General features: G+C 40.6%; 21 protein-coding genes. 9 read left to right on the top strand and 12 right to left on the bottom strand.

Features of this window, described 5'->3' with window-relative positions:
- Positions 1 to 249: 249 nt before the first annotated feature.
- Together nrdD and nrdG are read left to right on the top strand one after the other, a co-directional pair.
- Entirely contained in the window at positions 250 to 2,439 is a 2,190-nt protein-coding gene (nrdD, locus tag NE257_RS10205) for an anaerobic ribonucleoside-triphosphate reductase (protein WP_251886389.1), read from the top strand.
- A gap of 15 nt (positions 2,440 to 2,454) precedes the next feature.
- Positions 2,455 to 3,027, top strand: coding sequence for an anaerobic ribonucleoside-triphosphate reductase activating protein (gene nrdG, locus NE257_RS10200; protein ID WP_251852331.1), 573 nt, complete (start codon positions 2,455 to 2,457; stop codon positions 3,025 to 3,027).
- 205 nt (positions 3,028 to 3,232) lie between these two features.
- On the opposite strand, the gene dinB is transcribed toward nrdG, so the two are convergent.
- Positions 3,233 to 4,357, bottom strand: a complete 1,125-nt coding sequence (dinB, locus tag NE257_RS10195) for a DNA polymerase IV (RefSeq protein WP_007207166.1) — start codon at positions 4,355 to 4,357, stop codon at positions 3,233 to 3,235.
- Positions 4,358 to 4,532: 175 nt separating this feature from the next.
- Here dinB and NE257_RS10190 point away from each other — a divergent pair, with 175 nt between their 5' ends.
- On the top strand, positions 4,533 to 6,458 hold the full coding sequence (locus NE257_RS10190) for a fructose-1,6-bisphosphatase (protein ID WP_251886388.1): 1,926 nt from the start codon (positions 4,533 to 4,535) through the stop codon (positions 6,456 to 6,458).
- A gap of 116 nt (positions 6,459 to 6,574) precedes the next feature.
- Here NE257_RS10190 and rsmI read toward each other — a convergent pair whose 3' ends face one another.
- From rsmI to dnaX, 9 genes are read right to left on the bottom strand one after another with little or no spacing between them, the layout of a single operon-like run.
- Positions 6,575 to 7,444: a 16S rRNA (cytidine(1402)-2'-O)-methyltransferase gene (gene rsmI, locus NE257_RS10185; RefSeq protein ID WP_007207168.1), complete on the bottom strand. Its 870-nt coding sequence runs from the start codon at positions 7,442 to 7,444 to the stop codon at positions 6,575 to 6,577.
- 53 nt (positions 7,445 to 7,497) lie between these two features.
- Positions 7,498 to 7,845: a DNA replication initiation control protein YabA gene (locus NE257_RS10180; protein ID WP_211205542.1), complete on the bottom strand. Its 348-nt coding sequence runs from the start codon at positions 7,843 to 7,845 to the stop codon at positions 7,498 to 7,500.
- The gene (locus tag NE257_RS10175; RefSeq protein WP_251869907.1) at positions 7,838 to 8,671 is read right to left on the bottom strand and encodes a PSP1 domain-containing protein; all 834 of its coding nucleotides are present in this window, start codon (positions 8,669 to 8,671) and stop codon (positions 7,838 to 7,840) included. Before NE257_RS10175 ends, NE257_RS10180 begins: the two co-directional genes overlap by 8 nt.
- A gap of 17 nt (positions 8,672 to 8,688) precedes the next feature.
- On the bottom strand, positions 8,689 to 9,615 hold the full coding sequence (gene holB, locus NE257_RS10170) for a DNA polymerase III subunit delta' (protein WP_251869906.1): 927 nt from the start codon (positions 9,613 to 9,615) through the stop codon (positions 8,689 to 8,691).
- 14 nt (positions 9,616 to 9,629) lie between these two features.
- On the bottom strand, positions 9,630 to 9,959 hold the full coding sequence (locus NE257_RS10165; RefSeq protein ID WP_007207172.1) for a cyclic-di-AMP receptor: 330 nt from the start codon (positions 9,957 to 9,959) through the stop codon (positions 9,630 to 9,632).
- Between the two features lie 5 nt (positions 9,960 to 9,964).
- Complete coding sequence (gene tmk / locus NE257_RS10160) at positions 9,965 to 10,609, bottom strand: dTMP kinase (protein WP_251886387.1); 645 nt, start codon at positions 10,607 to 10,609, stop codon at positions 9,965 to 9,967.
- Between the two features lie 28 nt (positions 10,610 to 10,637).
- Positions 10,638 to 11,234: a recombination mediator RecR gene (recR, locus tag NE257_RS10155; protein WP_007207174.1), complete on the bottom strand. Its 597-nt coding sequence runs from the start codon at positions 11,232 to 11,234 to the stop codon at positions 10,638 to 10,640.
- Positions 11,235 to 11,248: 14 nt separating this feature from the next.
- On the bottom strand, positions 11,249 to 11,563 hold the full coding sequence (locus NE257_RS10150) for a YbaB/EbfC family nucleoid-associated protein (RefSeq protein ID WP_007207175.1): 315 nt from the start codon (positions 11,561 to 11,563) through the stop codon (positions 11,249 to 11,251).
- Positions 11,564 to 11,580: 17 nt separating this feature from the next.
- A complete protein-coding gene (gene dnaX / locus NE257_RS10145) occupies positions 11,581 to 13,302 on the bottom strand; it encodes a DNA polymerase III subunit gamma/tau (protein ID WP_251886386.1) in 1,722 nt (573 codons plus the stop codon).
- Positions 13,303 to 13,467: 165 nt separating this feature from the next.
- Here dnaX and NE257_RS10140 point away from each other — a divergent pair, with 165 nt between their 5' ends.
- From NE257_RS10140 to NE257_RS10125, 4 genes are all read left to right on the top strand, one after another.
- On the top strand, positions 13,468 to 14,691 hold the full coding sequence (locus NE257_RS10140; RefSeq protein ID WP_251886385.1) for an SPFH domain-containing protein: 1,224 nt from the start codon (positions 13,468 to 13,470) through the stop codon (positions 14,689 to 14,691).
- A 23-nt stretch (positions 14,692 to 14,714) separates the two neighbouring features.
- Positions 14,715 to 15,818 carry a TFIIB-type zinc ribbon-containing protein gene (locus NE257_RS10135; protein ID WP_251886384.1) on the top strand — a complete coding sequence of 368 codons (1,104 nt, stop codon included), beginning with the start codon at positions 14,715 to 14,717 and terminating at the stop codon, positions 15,816 to 15,818.
- Positions 15,819 to 15,823: 5 nt separating this feature from the next.
- Positions 15,824 to 16,624 carry a TPM domain-containing protein gene (locus NE257_RS10130; protein WP_420871141.1) on the top strand — a complete coding sequence of 267 codons (801 nt, stop codon included), beginning with the start codon at positions 15,824 to 15,826 and terminating at the stop codon, positions 16,622 to 16,624.
- A gap of 275 nt (positions 16,625 to 16,899) precedes the next feature.
- Complete coding sequence (locus NE257_RS10125) at positions 16,900 to 17,928, top strand: branched-chain amino acid aminotransferase (RefSeq protein ID WP_251886382.1); 1,029 nt, start codon at positions 16,900 to 16,902, stop codon at positions 17,926 to 17,928.
- A 61-nt stretch (positions 17,929 to 17,989) separates the two neighbouring features.
- Here the strand turns inward: NE257_RS10125 and NE257_RS10120 are convergent, their stop codons facing one another.
- The gene (locus NE257_RS10120) at positions 17,990 to 18,619 is read right to left on the bottom strand and encodes an NAD(P)-dependent oxidoreductase (RefSeq protein WP_251886381.1); all 630 of its coding nucleotides are present in this window, start codon (positions 18,617 to 18,619) and stop codon (positions 17,990 to 17,992) included.
- A 128-nt stretch (positions 18,620 to 18,747) separates the two neighbouring features.
- On the opposite strand from NE257_RS10120, the gene NE257_RS10115 reads away from it, so the two are divergent.
- Both NE257_RS10115 and NE257_RS10110 read left to right on the top strand, forming a co-directional pair.
- A complete protein-coding gene (locus NE257_RS10115) occupies positions 18,748 to 19,071 on the top strand; it encodes a winged helix-turn-helix transcriptional regulator (protein ID WP_251886380.1) in 324 nt (107 codons plus the stop codon).
- Between the two features lie 143 nt (positions 19,072 to 19,214).
- Positions 19,215 to 20,510, top strand: coding sequence for an ISL3 family transposase (locus NE257_RS10110; RefSeq protein WP_251886379.1), 1,296 nt, complete (start codon positions 19,215 to 19,217; stop codon positions 20,508 to 20,510).
- Between the two features lie 167 nt (positions 20,511 to 20,677).
- On the opposite strand, the gene NE257_RS10105 is transcribed toward NE257_RS10110, so the two are convergent.
- On the bottom strand, positions 20,678 to 20,878 hold the full coding sequence (locus NE257_RS10105) for a cold-shock protein (RefSeq protein ID WP_007207183.1): 201 nt from the start codon (positions 20,876 to 20,878) through the stop codon (positions 20,678 to 20,680).
- Between the last annotated feature and the right edge of the window lie 265 nt (positions 20,879 to 21,143).

Here is a 21,143-nt window from a genome sequence, read left to right as displayed (position 1 = left end):
GTACTATATCTTATCTATCAACGATACGGTTGCTGTTCTCTTGTTTGTTCCTCAAAACCGACCTATCTGAGGCGAATTAGACTCATTTTGATTGATTATTCACATTAATATTCATGATTCATACAAACGAACAGTCACAACGAAAAAACACTATATATAGTGTTTTATAAATATTTTTTTCAATATATAGTTGTATTTATCATGTTATTATTCTATCATGGATACTAGTACAAAAGGAGCTGAATCTCAATGATTGTTTTAAAAAGAAAAGATGAGCAATCTTCTATCGTCCACAATCAGTTAAAAAAAATGAAAGTTGTTAAACGTGATGGACGCTTTGTTGTCTTTGATGATCAAAAAATTTATGATGCCTTGCTCAAAGCCACACAACAAGTCAATGGACCGTTACAAGCTAGCGACCATCAAGTCATTCATCAAATTGTTACTCAAATCAACCAAGAAATCGCTGCTCGCTTTAAAAAAAATGTCAAAATTTATGAAATCCAAAACATCGTGGAGCATACGTTAATTCAAAATCACTTGTATCAATTGGCAGAGCATTATATGCACTATCGTTCTCAACGTGACTTAGAGCGTGAACAAGCTCTAGATATTAATGTCACGATTGATAAGTTACGCAATCGCGATCAGACAGTCGTCAATGAAAATGCCAATAAAGATAGCAATGTGTTTAATACCCAACGCGATTTAACAGCTGGGATTGTTGGCAAATCAATTGGGCTAAAGATGTTGCCACCGCATGTCGCAAATGCACATCAAAAAGGGGACATTCATTACCATGATTTGGATTATCATCCCTATGCACCCATGACTAACTGTTGCTTGATAGATTTTCAAAGCATGCTTAATGAAGGGTTTAAGATGGGCAATGCTGATGTTGAATCACCAAAGTCCATTCAAACCGCGACTGCTCAAATATCGCAAATTATTGCCAATGTCGCTTCGAGTCAATATGGTGGCTGCTCAGCTGATCGTATTGATGAACTCCTCGCTCCTTTTGCGAAATTGAATTACGACAAGCACTTGGCCGATGCACGAGAATGGATTGATGGCGAGAAAAAGCAACATGTCTTCGCAAAAAAGAAAACGAAAAAAGATATTTTTGATGCCATGCAAAGTCTGGAGTACGAAATCAATACGCTATTTACTTCAAATGGCCAGACGCCATTCACTTCGCTTGGCTTTGGCTTAGGCTTAAATTGGTATGAGCGAGAAATTCAAAAAGCCATTTTGCAAATCCGCATTAACGGTCTAGGAAGCGAACATCGCACGGCGATTTTTCCGAAGCTCATTTTTAGCTTAAAGTCAGGTGTAAACCTAAACCCACAAGATCCAAACTACGACATCAAACAACTCGCATTAACTTGTGCCACAAAGCGCATGTATCCAGACGTCTTGAATTACGATAAGCTGGTCGAGCTGACTGGGAGCTTTAAAGTGCCGATGGGTTGTCGTTCATTTCTTCAAGGATGGCAAGATGAAACAGGCAAAGAAGTCAATGTTGGCCGTATGAATCTAGGGGTCGTGACAGTGAATTTACCTCGCATCGCACTAGAAGCCCATGGTGATCGCGAGCGTTTTTGGATGTTATTTGAAGAACGGATGAGCATTGTGAAAGATGCCTTGGTCTATCGTGTCCAACGATGCAAAGAAGCCACACCTGCAAATGCGCCGATTTTATATATGTATGGCGCGTTTGGCAAGCGACTTCAAAAAAATCAATCGGTCGATGAGCTTTTCCGCCACCGCAGAGCCACTGTCTCTTTGGGCTACATTGGCTTATATGAAACAGCTGCAGCCTTTTTTGGCGGCGATTGGGAACACACGTCTGCTGCCAAAGCGTTCACATTAGACATAGTGAAGGCCTTAAAAGCTCATGCAGATGCGTGGTCAGATGAGTATGACTACCATTTTAGCGTCTACTCCACGCCAAGTGAAAGCTTAACCGACCGCTTCTGCCGCTTGGACACGGAAAAATTTGGTCGAGTGAAAGATATTACCGATAAAGAATATTACACAAACAGTTTTCACTTTGATGTACGGAAAAATCCGACACCGTTTGAAAAAATTGCCTTTGAAATGGACTATCCTGCTTATTGTTCAGGTGGATTCATTCACTATTGTGAGTACCCAGTCTTGCAACAAAATAAAAAAGCCCTTGAGGCAGTTTGGGACTATGCCTACTCAAGAGTTGGCTATTTAGGAACCAATACGCCAATTGATCATTGCTATCAATGTGGCTTTGAAGGAGACTTCCATCCAACTGAGCGAGGTTTTGAATGCCCTCAATGTGGCAATCATGATCCAAAAAGTTGTGACGTGGTCAAGCGTACGTGTGGCTATCTAGGGAATCCTCAAGCCCGCCCGATGGTTCACGGTCGACACAAAGAAATCTCTGCTCGTGTAAAAAATATGTAAAAAGGGGCGCTTACGATGCGAAATCCACAACCAAAAGAATGGCTTGCAAGTCAATACAGTCAACACTATGTTGCTGATTACAAACCATTTAACTTTGTTGACGGCCAAGGCGTCCGAAATAGCCTCTATGTCAGTGGCTGCCTCTTTGCTTGCGAAGGGTGCTTTAATAAAGCAGTCCAAAATTTTCGCTATGGGCAACCATTTACGCCAGCTTTATTGGAGCAAATCATTGCTGATTTAAGCCATGATTATGTGCAAGGTCTCACACTTCTAGGTGGGGAACCATTTTTAAATACCGCTGTTTGCCTACAAGTCGTTCGATCAGTCCGAGCTACCTATGGCCAAAAAAAAGATATCTGGTCATGGAGTGGCTATACTTTTGAAGAATTATTGCTTGAGTCACAAGACAAACTTGATTTATTAGCCGAACTTGATGTGCTAGTCGATGGGCGCTTTGAGCTAAGTAAGCGAGACTTATCCTTGCAATTTCGCGGCAGCAGCAATCAACGAATACTCGACGTCCCAGCTTCCTTAAAGCAAAAAAAGGCCATCATTTGGTCCGAATGCATCGACGCTGATCGACACTAATGAAAGAGAATGAGCAAATGACTGATGGGTCGAGAGCGTTGCTTTTAAAACACCGTTTGTTCATATATAAAGACATGAGAGGTTACTAAATTTGTCCTGAAAATTTCAAGACTCACTATGATGACAAAAAGACAGAAGTCCCAAAGTTTGAGATATAACTTTCGGATTTTCTGTCTTTTTTCTAGCTATTGCTAACCATTTTTTTCTAATCTGAAACATTCGTTTGCCATAGCGGTAGCTCAATATTTTCATACGTCAAAGGATTCAGTCCCGTCACCGTAACGCCTAAAAGACGTATTCCACGATCGACTTGATTCTCCTCCTCAAATAATACGCTCGCAACGGAAAAAATCTCTTCTTTGCGATGCGTGGCTCGATTCAGCGTCATCCGTTTGGTTTTTGTGACAAAGTCGGCAGTCCTCATCTTTAAAACGACAATATTGCCATGACGCTCTAGCTTCTTCAGTAGGTCAGCCACTTCTTCTGAAAGCTGTCGCAATTGCGTCAAGCAACTTTCTTCTGTCGTTAACAGCGTCCCATATGTGCGCTCTTTCCCGACTGACTTACGCTCTCTTGTCGTTACGACTGGCGAAAGATGGATACCTCTCACTTTTCGAAACAAGGAATATCCCATCTTGCCAAACTGCTGAATCAAAAAAAATTCATCCTTCTCATATAAATCAGCACCAGTATGTATCCCTAGTTCATGCATTTTAGGGACAGTCTTTTTCCCTACGCCGTGAAATTTTTCAATCGGCAATTTCTTTAGAAAAGCCACCGCATCTTCTGGCATCACGACTGTCAAACCGCGCGGCTTTTGATAGTCAGACGCCAATTTAGCTAAAAACTTATTATAGCTGACACCCGCTGAACAGGTTAACTGCAACTCATGCCAAATATCATACTGAATACATTTGGCGACTTTGATGGCCGATTTCGCTTGAATCTTATTTTCTGTGACATCAAGATAGGCCTCGTCAATCGACATTGGCTCGACAAGATCTGTATAGCGCTGAAATATCTCTCTAACTTGTTTCGAGACTGCGCGATACTTCTCGTAATTGCCAGGTAGAAATACCGCTTGCGGGCAAAGTTCATAGGCTTTTTGGGCACTCATCGCCGAGTGAATGCCATATTGGCGTGCCAAATAATTTGCTGTCGTCACGACCCCGCGACCACCTGTATCTTTCGGATGACGCGCAATGACTAGTGGGCTTTTGGCCAATGAAGGTGCATCTCTTTCTTCGACAGAGGCAAAGAATGCGTCCATATCAATATGAATAATTTTTCTTGAAAGATCATTTTTTAACGGAAATGATAATTCACTCATCTAGCCTCACCTCACATATAGTATATACCAAACGAACGTTCGCTATCAACAAAAGCACTTTTGCTAAAAGCATTTTGGTTTGCTTCATCCATTCAAAAATCACAACTCAACTTGTATTAAATCTATATACAAGTTGTCTTTTTTTTGCTATAGTTCACTTATTGAGGTGAAGAGAATGAATCAGGAAAAATACTATGGTTTATTGAAAGAAACGTTTGCAAGTAGAGAGAGAGTTGCGACTGAATTAATTAACTTAGAAGCAATACTCCATCTTCCCAAAGGTACTGAGCATTTTTTAAGCGATGTTCATGGTGAATTTGAAGCTTTTGATCACGTCTTGAGAAATGGCTCTGGCAGTGTCAAAGAAAAACTACAAGAGTATCTCGCGTTAGAACCGATTGAAGAAAATGAATTAGCTACCTTAATCTATTATCCCCAACAAAAACTCACACAAATCAAAACGATCCATTCGACAAGCGACCTACCTACTTGGTATGAGCAAAAAATAATTTTATTGGTAAAAATGATTACCTTTTCGAGCAAAAAATACACGCGCTCCAAAGTTCGCAAAGCATTGCCTGAGCGCTTTCGCTATATTATCGAAGAATTACTGACCGAAACTCAAAAAGACCAAGAAAAGGCCTTTTATGTCCATGATATCATCAAAAAAATCATTCAGCTTGGACAGGCCGATGAGCTCATCGAAGACTTGGCAACGACGATTCAACGGCTTGTCGTCGATCATCTACACGTGGTCGGTGATATCTATGACCGTGGTCCGGCACCCGATGCTATCATGGACCGATTGTTGACGTATCACTCAGTCGACATCCAGTGGGGCAATCATGATATTGTTTGGATGGCAGCTATGGCAGGTTCCAAATTATCATTGATGAATTTGATTCGCATTTGTGCCCGTTACGGGAATTTAGACATTTTAGAAGAGCGCTATGGTGTATCTATTCGCTCATTGGTTGACTATAGTCGTAAGCATTATACCGTGTCAGATCCATTTTTACCCAAATTAACTGGCAATGAGACGTGCAACGTGTCTGAAAAAGAAACAATGGCACTCGTTCAAGAAGCGACTGCCATTTTACAATTCAAGCTGGAAGGGCAACTCATTCATCGTCGGCCTGAATTTAAGATGAATCATCGCAAAGTGCTTGAAGCAATCGATGCAGATGAAATGACGATTGTCCTTGATGGGAAGACTTATCCACTCCAAGATTTCCAAGCACCAACTGTCGATTGGAACGACCCCATTGCCTTGACTGCTGAAGAAGAGCAATTGATTACACAGCTAATGCATAACTTTCAATCTTCTGAGCGCTTAAAACGACACATGGATTTCTTAATTGAAAAAGGGAGCATGTATTTGTGCTACAATCATAATCTGCTCATCCACGGGTGCATCCCGCTCCATGAAAATGGCGATTTTAAGTCACTCCGTATCGACCAATGCCATTATTCTGGCAAAGAGCTACTGGACTTTTTCGACCGGCAAGTCCGAGCTAGCTATAATCAACCACACGTGCATGAGGATTTAGCAACGGATATTTTATGGTACTTGTGGACTGGTGAATGCTCCTCACTCTTTGGTAAAAATGCCATGACAACCTTTGAACGCTATTATATTAAAGACAAGAAGACCCATGTGGAAAAGAAGAATGCTTACTATCACCTCCGTGACCAAGAACAAATTTGTCAGGAGATTTTACAGGCCTTTCATCTTCCTGTCGATGGCCATATTATTAATGGACATACACCTGTCAAAGAAAAAAATGGTGAGAACCCAGTAAAAGCCAATGGACGGATGCTAGTAATTGATGGTGGCTTTGCCAAAAGCTATCAAAAAGAGACCGGCATCGCTGGCTATACATTACTGTCTAATAGCTACGGCTTACAATTAGTCGCTCATCAGCCATTTACTTCGGTGACCGAAGCCGTGCAGACAGGAACAGATATCATCTCGACTCGTCGACTTGTCGAAAAAGTCACCCATCGCAAAACCGTCAAAGAAACAAATATTGGCCGAGAAATCGTCGATGAAATAGCCGATTTGACCTATCTTTATGATCATTTTGATCGCATAAACTAAAAAAAACCAGAAAATCCACAAGACATTTCTCAAACTTGTGGATTTTCTGGTTTTTTACTTGTCGTTCGTCTCGCCATTTTAGTCGGATTATCAACAAACCACTGATGCCTTGTCTGCTACTCCTCTTGATGATAGGCGCTATATAATTCTTGTCTAGATAGCCCTGTTTCCTTAGCAACTTCTTTGATTGCTTTTGTGGCTTTTGTACCAGCTGCGACCCGTGTGGCAATCATTTCAAGACCGTCTTCAAGTGAATACTCAGCTAGGATTGGTTCTTCTTCAAGTTTCCCTGCAACTAGCAAGCAGCATTCCCCTTTTAACACTGTCTCTTGCAAATACTCACAAAGTTCATCAATCGATCCGCGTATGTATTCCTCATGAATCTTGGTCAACTCGCGACAAATAACTACTTGGCGCTCACCGCCAAACACCATCCGCATCGCTTCGAGCGTAGCAGCGACCCGATATGGGGACTCATAAAAAATCAGCGTCGCAACTTGATCGGCTAATTTTTGTAATTCTTCGACTTGTTTTTTCTTTTTCCTTGGTAAAAAACCATAAAAATAATGAGGCTGCGGTGTCAATCCTGAAGCAATCAAAGCTGTAAGACCAGCAGTCGGCCCTGGTACGGCAACGACAGGAATCTGCTCTTGAATACACGCGACTACTAATTCATGACCTGGGTCACTAATCGATGGCATCCCAGCATCACTCACTTGCGCTATCGTCTTACCATCTTTTAATAGCTTAATTAACTGCGGCACACGCTCACGATAGTTGTGCTCATGGAGACTCATCTGTGGGACTTGACTATCAATATGATTTAATAATTTTTGTGTATTACGTGTATCCTCACTGGCAATTAGATCACATTCTTTTAACAACTTGCAACTGCGTAACGTCATGTCGTCTAGATTGCCAATCGGCGTAGGAACCAAATACAACGTCCCAGAAACTTGGGTTTGATAACTCTTTTGTTGAAACACGAAATTTCTCCTCTACTATTTAGAAAAAGAGAGAGTAAGCTACCCTCTCTTTTTTATTTGCCAATTTCTCGATAGATTACTTCCAAACAAAATGCACACGGCTCATCGCGTTCCCTCCTAGAACCATAAAGGTCATAGCAGACATGAAAGCCTTCTTCATATATCTTCTCTAAGTTCATACGTGACTTGGATAGCTCTTGCTTGACCTTTTCGGCTGGTGTTTCAGCAATATGATTCAACTCACGAATATGATCTCTCAGTCGTTGATTTTCGAGTTCAAGTTGGGTATTTTTTTCGACAATATCTTGTAATGTCGTCTTCATTGAGCCTAGATTAGCTAATAGTGCTTGTAATTCCTCTTCAAAATCATTTAATCCATCGTAGACAGTGCGCTTATCCATTTTCATGCGTTTCACCTGCTTTGACGAATTCCTGTAGCTCTTCACTATCGTATTCGACAGTAGTCTGATCATGTTCAAATAATCTTACTTGAACAACCCGTGAGAGCATATTTAAGCCCGTCACTCTTCCTTTGCCATCAGGTGTAAGTATTTCTTGACCATAGTCAGGCATCTCTTTTTTGGCTTCTGCATAAGTATCATTTTCATAGGCCAAACAACACATCAAGCGACCACACAGGCCAGAAATCTTGGTCGGATTTAATGATAGGCCTTGGTCTTTTGCCATCTTAATCGATACTGGAACAAAATCACCTAAAAACGTCGAACAACACAACTGCCGTCCACAAGGCCCTATACCGCCTATTAATTTGGCTTCATCCCGGACACCAATCTGACGTAATTCAATCCGTGTACGGAACACACTTGCTAAGTCTTTGACCAATTCCCGAAAATCGATGCGCCCATCGGCTGTAAATTGAAAAATCATTTTAGAGCGATCAAATGAATATTCGACATGCACTAATTTCATTTCTAATTCGCGTTGGCGAATCTTTTTCTTTGCTATTTGTAAGGCTTCTGCGGCCTCTTTTAGATTTTTTTGGTGCTTTGTTTCATCGTCGCCTGTTGCTCTTCGAATAATCGTTTTTAACTGTTGTGGCACATCATCTTTATGGACCGACTTGTTCGGAATAACGACCTTTGTATAATAGACTGATTCTTGTGAATGTACTAAAACTGCATCACCATATTGAAAGACTTCTTTTCCAGGAGAAAAATAGTATATTTGGCCAGCTTCTTTATAGCGTATACCAATCACTTCAACCATGGGAATCCCCCTCTACCTTACTTATACTTCTTATTGAGTAATCGCAACGCTAACTGCTCCGCAACATTTTGAAACGAAACATTGGCTGCTAATTTTTTCTTTGCATCTAAGATAGCTTCCAACGCGTTCGAATCAGTCAGTTGTCCTTGCTTTAATTCTTGCTGATACAATAGTTGCAACAGCTGCAAAAGGCGCTCTTGCTGAGACCGTTCTTTGGCTTTAGGCACTAGCTTTCGTTGCACGAATAAATACGCATTGGGACTTTGATTTTTCAGCAGTTGAAACCATTTGTTTACGCTATCCTTAGCATCATTAAACCATTCATCCGTAGAGATTTCAACTGCTTTCTCAAAACTATTGGTCAGTTGTACCAATAGTTTGGCAGTCAAAAGAGGAATTTCTATTTCTTGTAATCGTTCAAACAATCGGTCTTTTGATAATGGTGAAAAGTGTAGCACTTGACACCTTGATTGAATCGTCGGCAAGATTTTTCCTAAGGCATTGGTCTCTAGCATCGCCACAAACGTTCCTTCTGGCTCTTCCAAAAATTTCAATAAACTATTGGCAGCTTGAACGCTCATCTTATCTGCTTCTTGAATAATAAAGCATTGCAGCTTTTGCTCAAATCCAGACTTGGTGAATTCACTTTGAAGTTGGCGGATTTGCTCGACTTTAATTGTCAGTCCATCCGGTTTTACGACGCGGACATTTGGGTGCTCGCCTTGGTCAATTCTGACGCACTGCATGCAGTGATTGCATGGATTGCCTGCTTGTGGCTCTTCACAAAAAAGACGTTTGGCAATCCAAAGACTTGCTTCATGCTTGCCAGTCCCTTGGTCGCCTTCAAAAAGATAAGCATGAGCCAAATGCCCATGCTCAATCATTTTTTTTATTTGCTTGAAAAGCCGCGGCTGGTGTGTAGCTAAAAAAGTAGTTTCTTCCATCGCTTGCTTCTCCTTTAATATTGATGGAATCCTTCCATTGGTAAGACGAACACTGTCGCACCACCAACTTCTACTTCTACAGGATACGGTACTTGTCCATCTAACGAAATATCTAATGACATCGGGGTCGATACGTATTGACGACGAGACTGGCATGCTTTTTTGATGAGCTCTAATGTTTCGTCTACGCGTTCGTCTTCAATCCCGATAATAAATGTGCTGTTACCGGCTTTTAAAAACCCACCAGTTGATGAGAGCTTGGTCGCACGAATATTGGCATCGATAAATTCATTTGCTAAGCGGTTACTATCCTTGTCTTGAACAATTGCTATAATTAATTTCATGTTTCTCACTCCTCAAAAAATGTTGGGTACTTTATCTTAATTCTAGTATAACACTCATTGACCACTTCTTGCACGTCTTGGTTCGCATGAATTAATGAAAAACGCTCAGGTTCTTTTTCCACCAACTTTAAATAGGCATGGCGGACACGCTGATGAAACTCTAACCCTTCTGTCTCTAAGCGATCAATACCAGCTTTTCGGCTGGTTTGAATTCTTCTTAGCCCTTCATCTGAATCAATATCCAAATACAAGGTGAAATTAGGTTGCAAGCCTTCTGTCGCAAACTCATTGATTTGAGCAACACTCTCGATACCGATACGGCGGCCTGCTCCTTGATATGCGAGTGAGCTGTCCACAAAACGATCACACAAAACAATATGACCCGCTGCTAAAGCTGGCATAATCACTTCAATTAAGTGTTGGCGACGAGCAGCTGCATAGAGCAAAGCCTCCGTTCGCACATCCATCTCTTCGTTGTTTGGATCCAGTATTAAGTCACGGATCTTCTCAGAAATGCGCACACCACCAGGCTCTCTGGTTGCGATGACTTTTCTATTTGTTTCTTTCTCCAATCGAGGAAATAACTCATTTAGTGCTGTCGTTTTCCCTGCACCGTCTGGCCCTTCAATGGTGATAAATAATCCGCTCACACGCTCTCCTCCAATATCTTTTCCATACTTATAGCTCTCTTCGCCCTTCTACGGCCTTTAGCAAGGTCACTTCATCGGCATATTCGATATCACTACCGACTGCTAAGCCATGCGCCAAACGAGTCACTTTGATCCCAGCTGGTTTGATTAAACGCGACAAATACATCGCAGTCGCTTCACCTTCTGTCGTCGCATTAGTGGCAAGAATGACTTCTTTTACCTCTTCATTATGTAGCCGCTGAATCAGGGCAGCGATGTTGATATCATCTGGTCCTGTCCCTTCCATCGGGGACAATACACCATGCAATACATGATACAGGCCATGATATTCTCGCATTTTTTCCATTGCCATGACGTCTTTTGGCTCTTCTACCACGAGTATCGTGCTCCGATCACGCGTCTTATCTGCACAAATCTCACACGGATCTTCTTCTGTAATATTGCCACAGATTGAACAAAACTGTAAATCACGCTTTACACTCAGCAATGACTTGGCAAATTCATTTACCACTTCGTCTTTCATATCAATCGTATGGAAGGCTAATCTTGTGGCTGTTTTTTGACCAATCCCAGGCAAGTTCATATAACTTGCGATGAGACGAGCGATTGGTTCAGGATATTGCATCGTTGTCTCCTATCTTAGAACCCTGGGATACCTTTTGTATATTTACCCATGGTTGCTTCAATTTCTTTTTCTACTTTTTGAATCACGTCGTTCATTGCCATTGCTACTAAATCTTCCATCATTTCAACATCTTCAGGATCGACAATCGCTGGATCAATCGCTACTTGTTTCACTTTCCGATCACCAGTAATTGTGATTTTTACATAGCCATTGGTGGACTCACCTGTAAATTCACGCTCATTTAATGCTTCTTGCGCTTTCACCATTTCTTTTTGCATTTTTTGTACTTGTTTCATCATACCTTGCATATTTCCCATTCCACGCATCATTTGCTATTCCTCATTTCTTAGTTTTTTTCGATTGTTGTTAGTTCGCCAAATAATTCTTGGGCTTTTGCGACCAGCTGATCGTCTTGAGTTGAAAGTAATTCCACTTCGCCTACTGCTTCAGGTTCTTCCTCCAGTGTATCATTTTCATGGTTTCCCGCAAGAAAATCTTTCCGCAAATTGGGCCAATCTTCCTTCGTAATAAAAACAGGGCTTGGTGCGTAATCACTGACAAATCGGCTAATGTGATTGTGCATCGCAAGCGAGAATTCTTGATCCGTTGTCGCCCGTTGACAAATAATTTCATAATCAAAAGCAATCACGAGTCCTTCTTCACTTGCTGCTTTTAACTCACTAGCTTTTAGCATTGCTTTTTGCGTCGGTGTCATCGAATCCAACACATCTTCCCAGACTGTTTGTAGTTGTTGCATGCGTTGTTTGGTAGCTGCTTTTAAGACTTGGTTGACGCGTTCTATTGGGACTCGGTATTTACTGTGGCTCGGGCGGACAGCATTCACTGGCTTACGGTCTGGTGCTTGCTGATTGACTTGTCGCAGCTGCTGTCGCAACTCATTCACTTCTTTTTGCAACGATTGGACTTGCTGGGTCAATTCACCAGCTACTTCTGGGGCTTGTGGGCTTGACTGCACAGTTATCGTCGAGCCTTCTGCGGCTAATTTGACCATGGCGACCTCTAGGTATACCGTTGGACTGGTCGTCAGACGAATATCGTTTTGAGTCGTATTTAAGATTGTAATCCATTCATACAAGCGCTCAGTCGGTAGTTGTTGCGCCAATTGCAAGAAATCATCTGTAAGGCGCTTGTTTTCTTTCGTTAACAAAGCAGGAGCTTGCTGCTGTACGAGAACATCGCGACAATAAAACAATAGATTCTCAATTAAGCGTCGGGCTTCTTTCCCTGACTCTAATAAGCCATCCAATTGTTCCAAAGCCCCTGTGGCATCATGAGTCAGACAAGCGAGTAACAAGCGGTCCATTAATTCAGACGTCAGACTGCCCGTCACATCAAAGGCATCTTGGGTGGTGATTGTGCCATCTGAAAAGGCAATCGCCTGATCTAAAATACTCAGCGCATCCCGCATTCCGCCCTCTGCCGCACGTGCAATGACAGCCAATGCATCTTCCTCATATGATAGATTCATCTCTTGCAAAATCTCTTCTAAGTGCTGCACGATGTCTTGGGGCAAGATGCGCTTGAAATCAAATCGTTGTGTTCGTGAAATAATGGTCGCAGGAATCTTATGTGGTTCCGTCGTCGCCAAAATAAAGATAACATTCTTTTTCGGCTCTTCTAATGTTTTCAACAAAGCATTAAACGCCCCCGTCGATAACATATGGACTTCGTCGATAATATAGACTTTGTATTTTGCTTGCGTCGGTGCGTAATTGGCACGATCACGAATAAAGCGAATTTCTTCCACACCATTGTTGCTCGCAGCATCGATTTCAATGACATCTTCTTGACTACCTTTTGTAATCGACAGACACATGTCACACTCGTTACAAGGCTCCCCATCCACGCTGTGTGGACAGTTGATGGCTTTGGCTAATATTTTGGCTGCGCTGGTCTTCCCTGTTCCTCTCGGCCCGGTGAAAAGATAAGCATGAGAAATTTGTTGCTGTACAATTGCATTTTTTAATGTCTGAGTAATTGCTTGTTGTCCGACAATTTCATCAAATCGTTGCGAACGCCATACTCGATACAATGCTTGATAGGCCATCTACTCTTTCACCTCAATCTAAAAAAATCACTATCTATAATTATACGAAATTTTTCCTAAAAAAGAAAGCTAAGACCCAGTACACAACTCAGACTTGCGGCGGATGCCTGTAATAATTGCGCCTATGGTATAATAAAAAAAATGAAAATTTGAGGAGGAACTCTCATGGGACTAATCAAAGCAGCAACAAGTACAATCGGCGGTGGCTTAGCAGATCAATGGCTAGAAATTATCGAACCTGACGATATGGGTGATACGATCGTTTTTACTAAAGGTGTGAAAGTGCGCCAAGATAGCAAGCGCGGATCAAATAAAAAAGGCACAGATGATGTCATTACAGACGGTTCTGTCGTTCACGTCTATCCAAATATGATGATGCTAGTCGTCGATGGTGGCAAGATCATTGACTATACTGCCGAAGAAGGCTACTACACAATTAAAAATGATCTCGCTCCTTCAATGTTTAATGGTTCGTTGAAAGAGGCGATTTCAGAAACGTTTAATCGCTTTAAATTTGGTGGCGTGACACCGCAAAAGCAACAAATTTTTTATATTAACTTACAAGAAATTAAAGGCATTCGCTTTGGCACCTCTTCACCAATCAATTATTTTGATAATTTTTACAATGCAGAATTATTTTTACGTGCACACGGTACGTATTCAATTCAAATCACAGATCCTATTTTATTTTATAAAAATGCGATTCCACACAATCAATCAAAAGTCGATATCAATGATATCAACGAGCAATACTTAGCTGAGTTCTTAACTGCCTTGCAAGCATCCATCAATCAAATGTCAGCAGACGGTCAACGCATTTCTTACGTGCCATCAAAGAGTATGGAACTAAGCAAATACATGGGCGATGTCTTAGATGATCAATGGAAACAAACCCGTGGCATGGAGATTGTTTCAATGGCTGTTGCGAGCATTTCGTATACAGATGATTCGACAAAACTCATCAATATGCGTAATCAAGGTGCGATGTTAGGCGATGCCAACATTCGTGAAGGATTTGTTCAAGGATCTGTCGCTGAAGGCATCAAAAATGCCGGCAGTAATCCCAATGGTGCAACCAATAGTTTTGTCGGTATGGGTATGGGCATGAATGCTGGTGGTAACTTCTTAAACCAAGCATCGCAAACCAATCTCAATCAAATGCAACAAAATCAAAAGAACCAACAAAACGATAGCTGGACATGCAGAAAATGCGGTACTGAAAATACAGGGAAATTCTGTAGCAACTGTGGCGAGCCCAAACCACAAGCCACTGGCGCAAGCATCAAAATGAAATGTGCTGCTTGTAACGCAGTTATTGACTTAGCAAATGGTGTCCCTAAGTTTTGTCCAGAATGTGGCAAGCCATTTCAAGGTGTCCCTGTTGACTAAGCAAATCACAAGGAGGAATTGAAATGGATGTCATTACCCATAAATGTCCGAACTGCGGTGGCGCATTAACATTCGAGCCATCTGACCAAAAGTTTCACTGTCCATTTTGTTTAAGTATTTTCACGACTGACGAGTTGTCTGCCTTTGAAGAGAGACAAAAGGCAGCGCAACTTGTCGATGAAACAACCAGTGACCAAGCTTCAGATACCCAAAAGACCGATAGCGAGCAACAAGAGCCAGATGCCAATCAGATGGAACTATACACTTGTCCAAGCTGTGGCGCAGAAATTGTGACCGATGCCACGACGGCTGCGACGTATTGTTACTTTTGCCATAATCCTGTCGTTTTAACCGGACGACTGAGTGGGAAGTTTTTACCGAGTCGCGTTCTACCATTTGCCATTAACAAAGAAAAAGCAACCCAGACCTTCTTGCAGTGGGCGCAAAAAAAATGGTTCGTACCAAAAGATTTCTTTAATCAAGCACAAGTCGAAAAATTAACTGGCGTTTATTTCCCTTACTGGGCAGTATCGGCTGATGCCAAAGGACAATTAAACGGTGTAGGTACTAGCTTACGTGTCTGGGTATTGGGCGACATTGAGTACACAGAGACCAAAGAATACGCGGTTAGACGCGCGGGGAACTTACATTTTCGGGACTTCATCCAAAATGCGCTTTCTAAAAACGCACAAAAAAAGATGGTCGAAGGCGTTCAGCCCTTCCCGCTTGAAAAAGCCGTGGCCTTTGAAAATCAATACCTTTCTGGCTTTCAAGCCGAAAAACGTGACATTGAGTACCTAGATATCCAATCAAGCGTCCATCAAGAACTAACGGACTACGGTCAATCATTATTAAGTGATACAGTCAATGGCTATACGACTTTTCGGACGACGAACAAACAACTGTCTATCACCAAGGAGGACAACCAATATGTGCTCTTACCAGTATGGTTAGTGACCTATCAAGCCAATGACGACAAGAAAAAAACCTTTTACTATGCCATGAACGGTCAGACCGGCAAGACAAGCGGTATCCTACCACTAAGCTATGGCAAGTTGGCCGCTTTTTGTAGCAGTATTTTTGCTGTTATCGCCATCATTTTAATGATTGGAGGGTATTTCCTATGAAATGGATGCAAAGATTAGGACTGGTCAGTTTGTTCGTATGTTTATTTGTTGTATTTCCTACTCAAGGAAAGGCACAAGCCGTTGATGATCAAGCTTCTTTATTTACAGCAGAACAAATAAAAACGTTGAATCAGCTAGCTGAAACGTTAAACGAAAAAATCAAAGGAGAAGTATTCGTTGTCACAACAACAACGAATGACGACTCTGAAGAAACGTATGCCGATGAGTTCTTACGAGACAAAGTCGGCAATAATCAAAATGGCTCAGTCTTTTTAATCGATATGGGGCAACGGGGATATCACATCTCCACTTCAGGAAATATGATTGATTATTTGACCGATAGTCGCTTAGAAAGTCTCTTAAGTGATATTAAAGACCAACTAAGTGCCGGCTCTTATTATGAAGCAGCCAAGACTTACTTAGAAGGCGCCACTTCTTATGTCGAGGCAGGCGTTCCGGGAGGCCATTACCGCGTAGATCGTGACACGGGGAAAATTACTTATTACAAAGTGCTCACGCCCTTAGAAATTACGATTGCCTTGTCCGTAGCGGCAGTCATCAGCCTGATTGTTTTCATTTGGGTTAAATCAACGTATCAATTAAAACGCAAAACCTATCATTATGCGTATCGTCAAAATGGAACAGTCGATTTAACAGACCGCAGTGACCAGTTAACCAGATCCTTTGTGACAACACGACGAATACCAAAACCATCCAATAACAATGGTGGCGGCTTCGGTGGCGGTGGTAGTACCACTCATTCAAGCGGCGGCGGATCGTTTGGCGGCGGTGGTGGAAAATTTTAGTTTCCCATCGATGAAAAATTGAAAAGAACAGAAAGTCTAAAAGTTGTTTCGTAAACTTTGGGACTTTCTGTTTTTTTGCTACTAGCTATCTCTTCGTTTTTTTGGATTGAGCAGCACAAAATTATTTATTCCCAAATTTTTACTATTTTTTTAATTTCGCCTCTTTTTCATTATCTTCTTCGGGAAAAAAGGTTATTTTTGCCGATAATTTTCAGAAAATAATGACAATAAGAAAAACTAGTGGTATACTTTGGAAAATAAAAGGAGTGGTTATGATGACACAAGCTATCGACTGGAAAAGCTTAGGGTTTGAGTATATCAAAACACCTTATCGCTTTTTAGCCAAATGGAAAGATGGGCAATGGAACGAAGGAGAATTAACGGAAGACAACGTTTTACATATTTCAGAAGCCTCTGCTGCTTTACATTATGGGCAACAATGTTTTGAAGGATTAAAAGCTTACGGCCGTAAAGACGGTGGAATAAACTTATTCCGTCCCGATGAAAATAGCAAGCGACTAAATAGAAGTGCTGAGCGCTTACGTATGCCGGAAGTTCCAGAAGCATTATTTATGAAAGCAGTAAAAAGCGTAGTGCAAGCGAACCGTGACTTTGTGCCTCCGTATGGAACAGGCGCAACGTTATATATCCGCCCACTATTAATTGGTGTTGGGGACACAATCGGTGTGAAACCAGCTCCAGAATTTATCTTTACTGTCTTTTGTATGCCAGTTGGTCCGTACTTTAAAGGTGGCTTAACGCCAACGAACTTTATCGTTTCTGATTATGACCGCGCAGCACCAAAAGGAACAGGAGCAGCAAAAGTCGGTGGGAACTATGCAGCAAGTATGTTACCAGGTGAAGAAGCACATAAACATAATTTTTCCGACTGTATCTACCTTGATCCAGAAACCCATACAAAAATTGAAGAAGTTGGTTCAGCAAACTTCTTTGGTATTACGAAAGACAATGAATTCATTACACCAAAATCACCATCAATTTTGCCAAGTATCACCAAGTATTCTCTACTGTACTTAGCAGAGCATGCATTGGGATTAAAAGCAATTGAAGGCGACGTCTATGTAAATGAATTGGATCATTTTGTCGAAGCAGGTGCTTGTGGGACTGCAGCGGTGATTTCACCGATTGGCGCGATCCAAACCAAAGACGAGTTCCATGTCTTTTATAGCGAAACAGAAGTCGGACCTGTCACCAAATCTCTATATGAGAACTTAACAGGTATCCAATGCGGCGATCGTCCTGACCCAGACGGCTGGATAGTCGACGTACCAGTAGAAGATTAATTAAAAAACATGATTCACAAGCTAAGCCTCCAAAAAAGACTTTGCTAGGAATCATGTTTTTTTATGCTTTTGTATATACAGAAATTCTTGATTGATCAACAGTCGGATGCATAACTTCTTCGACTAAGGCAGCGGCATAATCTGAGTAACTAATAAATGTTTCACCTTTTTCATTCGTCATCAGTTGTTCGCCGGCAAACGCATAGTTCCCTGTTTTTTTTCCTTCTGCTTGGAAATCAGCTGCAGGACTCACATAGACCCAGTGGATATCAGATTTGCGCAAACTATCTAGCCCTTTACTCATATTCACAGCGACTGGCTTATAGGCATCAGGAAAGTCTAGTGTCTCAAACAACTGTGTTGTTTTTGTATCATCAACATACAAGCTACCTGCTCCACCTACCACATATAACTTTGTTTTCGTACCAGTAAGAATGCTGATTAAATGTTCGATGGACGTTTGATGTTCTGATAGTTTTTCAGGATCCCAAACCCCAAATGCATCGACTACCACATCAAACGTCTCTAAATCTTCTTTGGTTAAATCATATAAATCTTTTACCAAAACATGTTGTGCGACTGTCTGATTTGTATGACGGACAATTGCTGTAACATCCAAACCCTTGTCAACAGCCTCTTCTACAATCAATCGTCCTGTTTTTCCATTTGCTGCTATTACTGCTACTTTCATCTACAATTCCTCCTTCATGCTTGTATATTTCTCTTTACCATTCTATACTATACCCATTGGTTACTTTTTAAAAGTAACAACTTTTTTGTAACCTAGTTTCTTAAAAGAAACTATTGGAAGGAGTACAGATGAATCAATTACCTAATTGTCCTGTAGAGACGACCTTATTATTTTTAACAAATCGCTGGCGCGTGCTGATTCTAAGAGATCTGATGTCTGGTAAAAAGCGATTTGGCGAATTAAAAAAATCAGTGGGATCCATTTCGCAAAAAGTCTTAACTGAAAATTTGAAAGCGATGGAGCAATATCAGCTGCTTACAAGAACGGCTTATCCTGAAGTCCCCCCACGTGTCGAATACGAATTAACTGAGATTGGGTATAGCTTAGGTCCTGTTTTAGAAAGTCTCTCTGATTGGGGTCATGCTTACCAAACCAAAAATAAAAGAGTGTGACAATAGTGGCTCTATAATTTATTGGACTGATGAATCAGAATTGATTCTTCAGTCCAATTTTCATTTTAGGTATTAAAAAACATATCGTTCTCTAGTATGATTAAATCACCACAAAATAAACAACTGAGAGGACGATATGCTATATGAATGATTCTATCAAAAAATTGTTGAGGATTACAGATAAAAATTTAGAAATTGTAGATGTCTCTTACGAGACAGTGAACAAAAAACAGCGCTTAGTGATCAACGCAACGCTATCTCCTTGCCCGCAAGCTTGTAAATCATGTGGATCCACAGTGAAAGACAGTGATGGTAAAACGGTAATTGTAAGAAATGGCAAGAAAAAAACTACCATACGTTTTGATGAATATAATCATATGCCGATGGTTATGAAATTAAAAAAGCAGCGCTACAAATGTAAAAATTGTGAAACCTATTGGACTGCACAATCTTACTTTGTTCTTCCAAAACATTCTATTGCCAATCATTTGAGATACAAAATCATTTCTTTACTAACGGATAAAGTTTCTTTGAGTTTTATTGCTAAGCTTTGCACGGTGTCTTTAACTACAGTGATTCGAATACTAAAAGAACTCAAAAGCTATCTTCCAGGAAACACTAAAAAAGTTCTTCCCAAAGTATTGATGGTAGATGAGTTTCGATCACATTCTTCACTTGAAGACAAAATGAGCTTTATTTGTGCAGATGGAGAGAGTGGAGAGTTGATTGATATTTTGCCAACACGTAAGCTATCTCGACTAACCGCCTACTTCCAGAGCTGTTCTAACAATGATCAAGTAAAATATTTAGTCACTGATATGAACGCAGCTTATTTTCAATTAACCAAAACGGTATTCCCAAATGCCAATCTCGTTATTGATCGATTTCATATCGTTAAACATATGAATCAAGCATTTCAAGACCTACGTGTAAGAACAATGAAATCCTTACAAATAAAAGGTTTCAAAAAGGAAGCACAGAAACTTAAAGTAAATTGGCGTTTTCTAACAAAAAATAGACAGAATATAAATCATTCGGAATATAAGTCTTGGCGTAGTTTCCGTTCACCTAAGTACCCTCTTCTTACAGAAGCTATGATGATTGATAGACTACTTACATGCTCCCCTTCCCTTAGAGAAGCTTATGAGGCATTCCATGACTTGGCAGATGCATTTAGAGATAAGGACCATATTGTATTTTTTGACTTGCTCAAACATCTTCCAGAAAGTTTAAATGAGGAATTTAGAAAGAAATTACAGAACTTGCTTAAGTATGAAGAAGGCATAAGGAATGCAATGATTTATCCTTATTCAAACGGTAAAATTGAGGCAAAAAATACACATATCAAAACACTAAAAAGAGTATCCTACGGATTCAAATCATTTGAGACCATGAAGATACGCATTTATATGATTAATCATTTAATTGAAGTGAAATAACATAAAAAACCAAAACAGATTTGCTCATCATCTGTTTTGGTTTCACTTAAATCTTTTCGAGATCAGTCCTGATTGACAAAGAGCCACAATAGTTCATCACACTCTTTTATAAAAATTATTAAAAAAAGTAGTTGCCATAAATGACAACTACTGATTAATTACATTGATTAAGCTTTTTCAACGTTAGTAGCTTGAGGGCCACGTTGACCTTCTTCTACGTCAAATGTAACTGCTTGGCCTTCTTCTAAAGTTTTGAAGCCGTCACCTTGGATAGCTGAAAAATGTACGAATACATCGTTTCCGTCTTCTGCAGTGATGAAACCAAATCCTTTTTCTGAGTTAAACCATTTTACTGTACCGTTATTCATAATAACTTTACCTCCATGACACATTACGTGTTTAATTGTAATAATAGATGATGTGAAATGAAGAATGTACCAGTATTGGATAACTCAAGATTTGCATATCAATTTATTACACTACTACCATAACACGAATTCTACTATATCACAATGATTTTTACTGATTTTCCTTAAATTATTTCTTTTAACCATGTATCCGTTTGCTCAAGATAGTTTTCTAACTCATTTTTAGTCAGATAAGGGACGCGTCCATAAAAATGATGCCCAATGA

It is taken from the genome of Enterococcus italicus, from assembly GCF_023743875.1.
GTDB classification, from domain to species: Bacteria; Bacillota; Bacilli; order Lactobacillales; family Enterococcaceae; genus Enterococcus_G; species Enterococcus_G italicus.
The sequence above is the reverse complement of the archived record's forward strand: the minus strand, read 5'-3'. Positions and strand labels throughout refer to the sequence as shown.

Coding starts and splice junctions, on each gene's coding strand:
- nrdD (WP_251886389.1), top strand. CDS start 250: ATGATTGTTTTAAAAAGAAAAGATGAGCAATCTTCTATCGTCCACAAT.
- nrdG (WP_251852331.1), top strand. CDS start 2,455: ATGCGAAATCCACAACCAAAAGAATGGCTTGCAAGTCAATACAGTCAA.
- dinB (WP_007207166.1), bottom strand. CDS start 4,357: ATGAGTGAATTATCATTTCCGTTAAAAAATGATCTTTCAAGAAAAATT.
- NE257_RS10190 (WP_251886388.1), top strand. CDS start 4,533: ATGAATCAGGAAAAATACTATGGTTTATTGAAAGAAACGTTTGCAAGT.
- NE257_RS10180 (WP_211205542.1), bottom strand. CDS start 7,845: ATGGATAAGCGCACTGTCTACGATGGATTAAATGATTTTGAAGAGGAA.
- NE257_RS10175 (WP_251869907.1), bottom strand. CDS start 8,671: ATGGTTGAAGTGATTGGTATACGCTATAAAGAAGCTGGCCAAATATAC.
- holB (WP_251869906.1), bottom strand. CDS start 9,615: ATGGAAGAAACTACTTTTTTAGCTACACACCAGCCGCGGCTTTTCAAG.
- NE257_RS10165 (WP_007207172.1), bottom strand. CDS start 9,959: ATGAAATTAATTATAGCAATTGTTCAAGACAAGGATAGTAACCGCTTA.
- recR (WP_007207174.1), bottom strand. CDS start 11,234: ATGCAATATCCTGAACCAATCGCTCGTCTCATCGCAAGTTATATGAAC.
- NE257_RS10150 (WP_007207175.1), bottom strand. CDS start 11,563: ATGATGCGTGGAATGGGAAATATGCAAGGTATGATGAAACAAGTACAA.
- dnaX (WP_251886386.1), bottom strand. CDS start 13,302: ATGGCCTATCAAGCATTGTATCGAGTATGGCGTTCGCAACGATTTGAT.
- NE257_RS10140 (WP_251886385.1), top strand. CDS start 13,468: ATGGGACTAATCAAAGCAGCAACAAGTACAATCGGCGGTGGCTTAGCA.
- NE257_RS10135 (WP_251886384.1), top strand. CDS start 14,715: ATGGATGTCATTACCCATAAATGTCCGAACTGCGGTGGCGCATTAACA.
- NE257_RS10130 (WP_420871141.1), top strand. CDS start 15,824: ATGCAAAGATTAGGACTGGTCAGTTTGTTCGTATGTTTATTTGTTGTA.
- NE257_RS10125 (WP_251886382.1), top strand. CDS start 16,900: ATGACACAAGCTATCGACTGGAAAAGCTTAGGGTTTGAGTATATCAAA.
- NE257_RS10120 (WP_251886381.1), bottom strand. CDS start 18,619: ATGAAAGTAGCAGTAATAGCAGCAAATGGAAAAACAGGACGATTGATT.
- NE257_RS10115 (WP_251886380.1), top strand. CDS start 18,748: ATGAATCAATTACCTAATTGTCCTGTAGAGACGACCTTATTATTTTTA.
- NE257_RS10110 (WP_251886379.1), top strand. CDS start 19,215: ATGAATGATTCTATCAAAAAATTGTTGAGGATTACAGATAAAAATTTA.
- NE257_RS10105 (WP_007207183.1), bottom strand. CDS start 20,878: ATGAATAACGGTACAGTAAAATGGTTTAACTCAGAAAAAGGATTTGGT.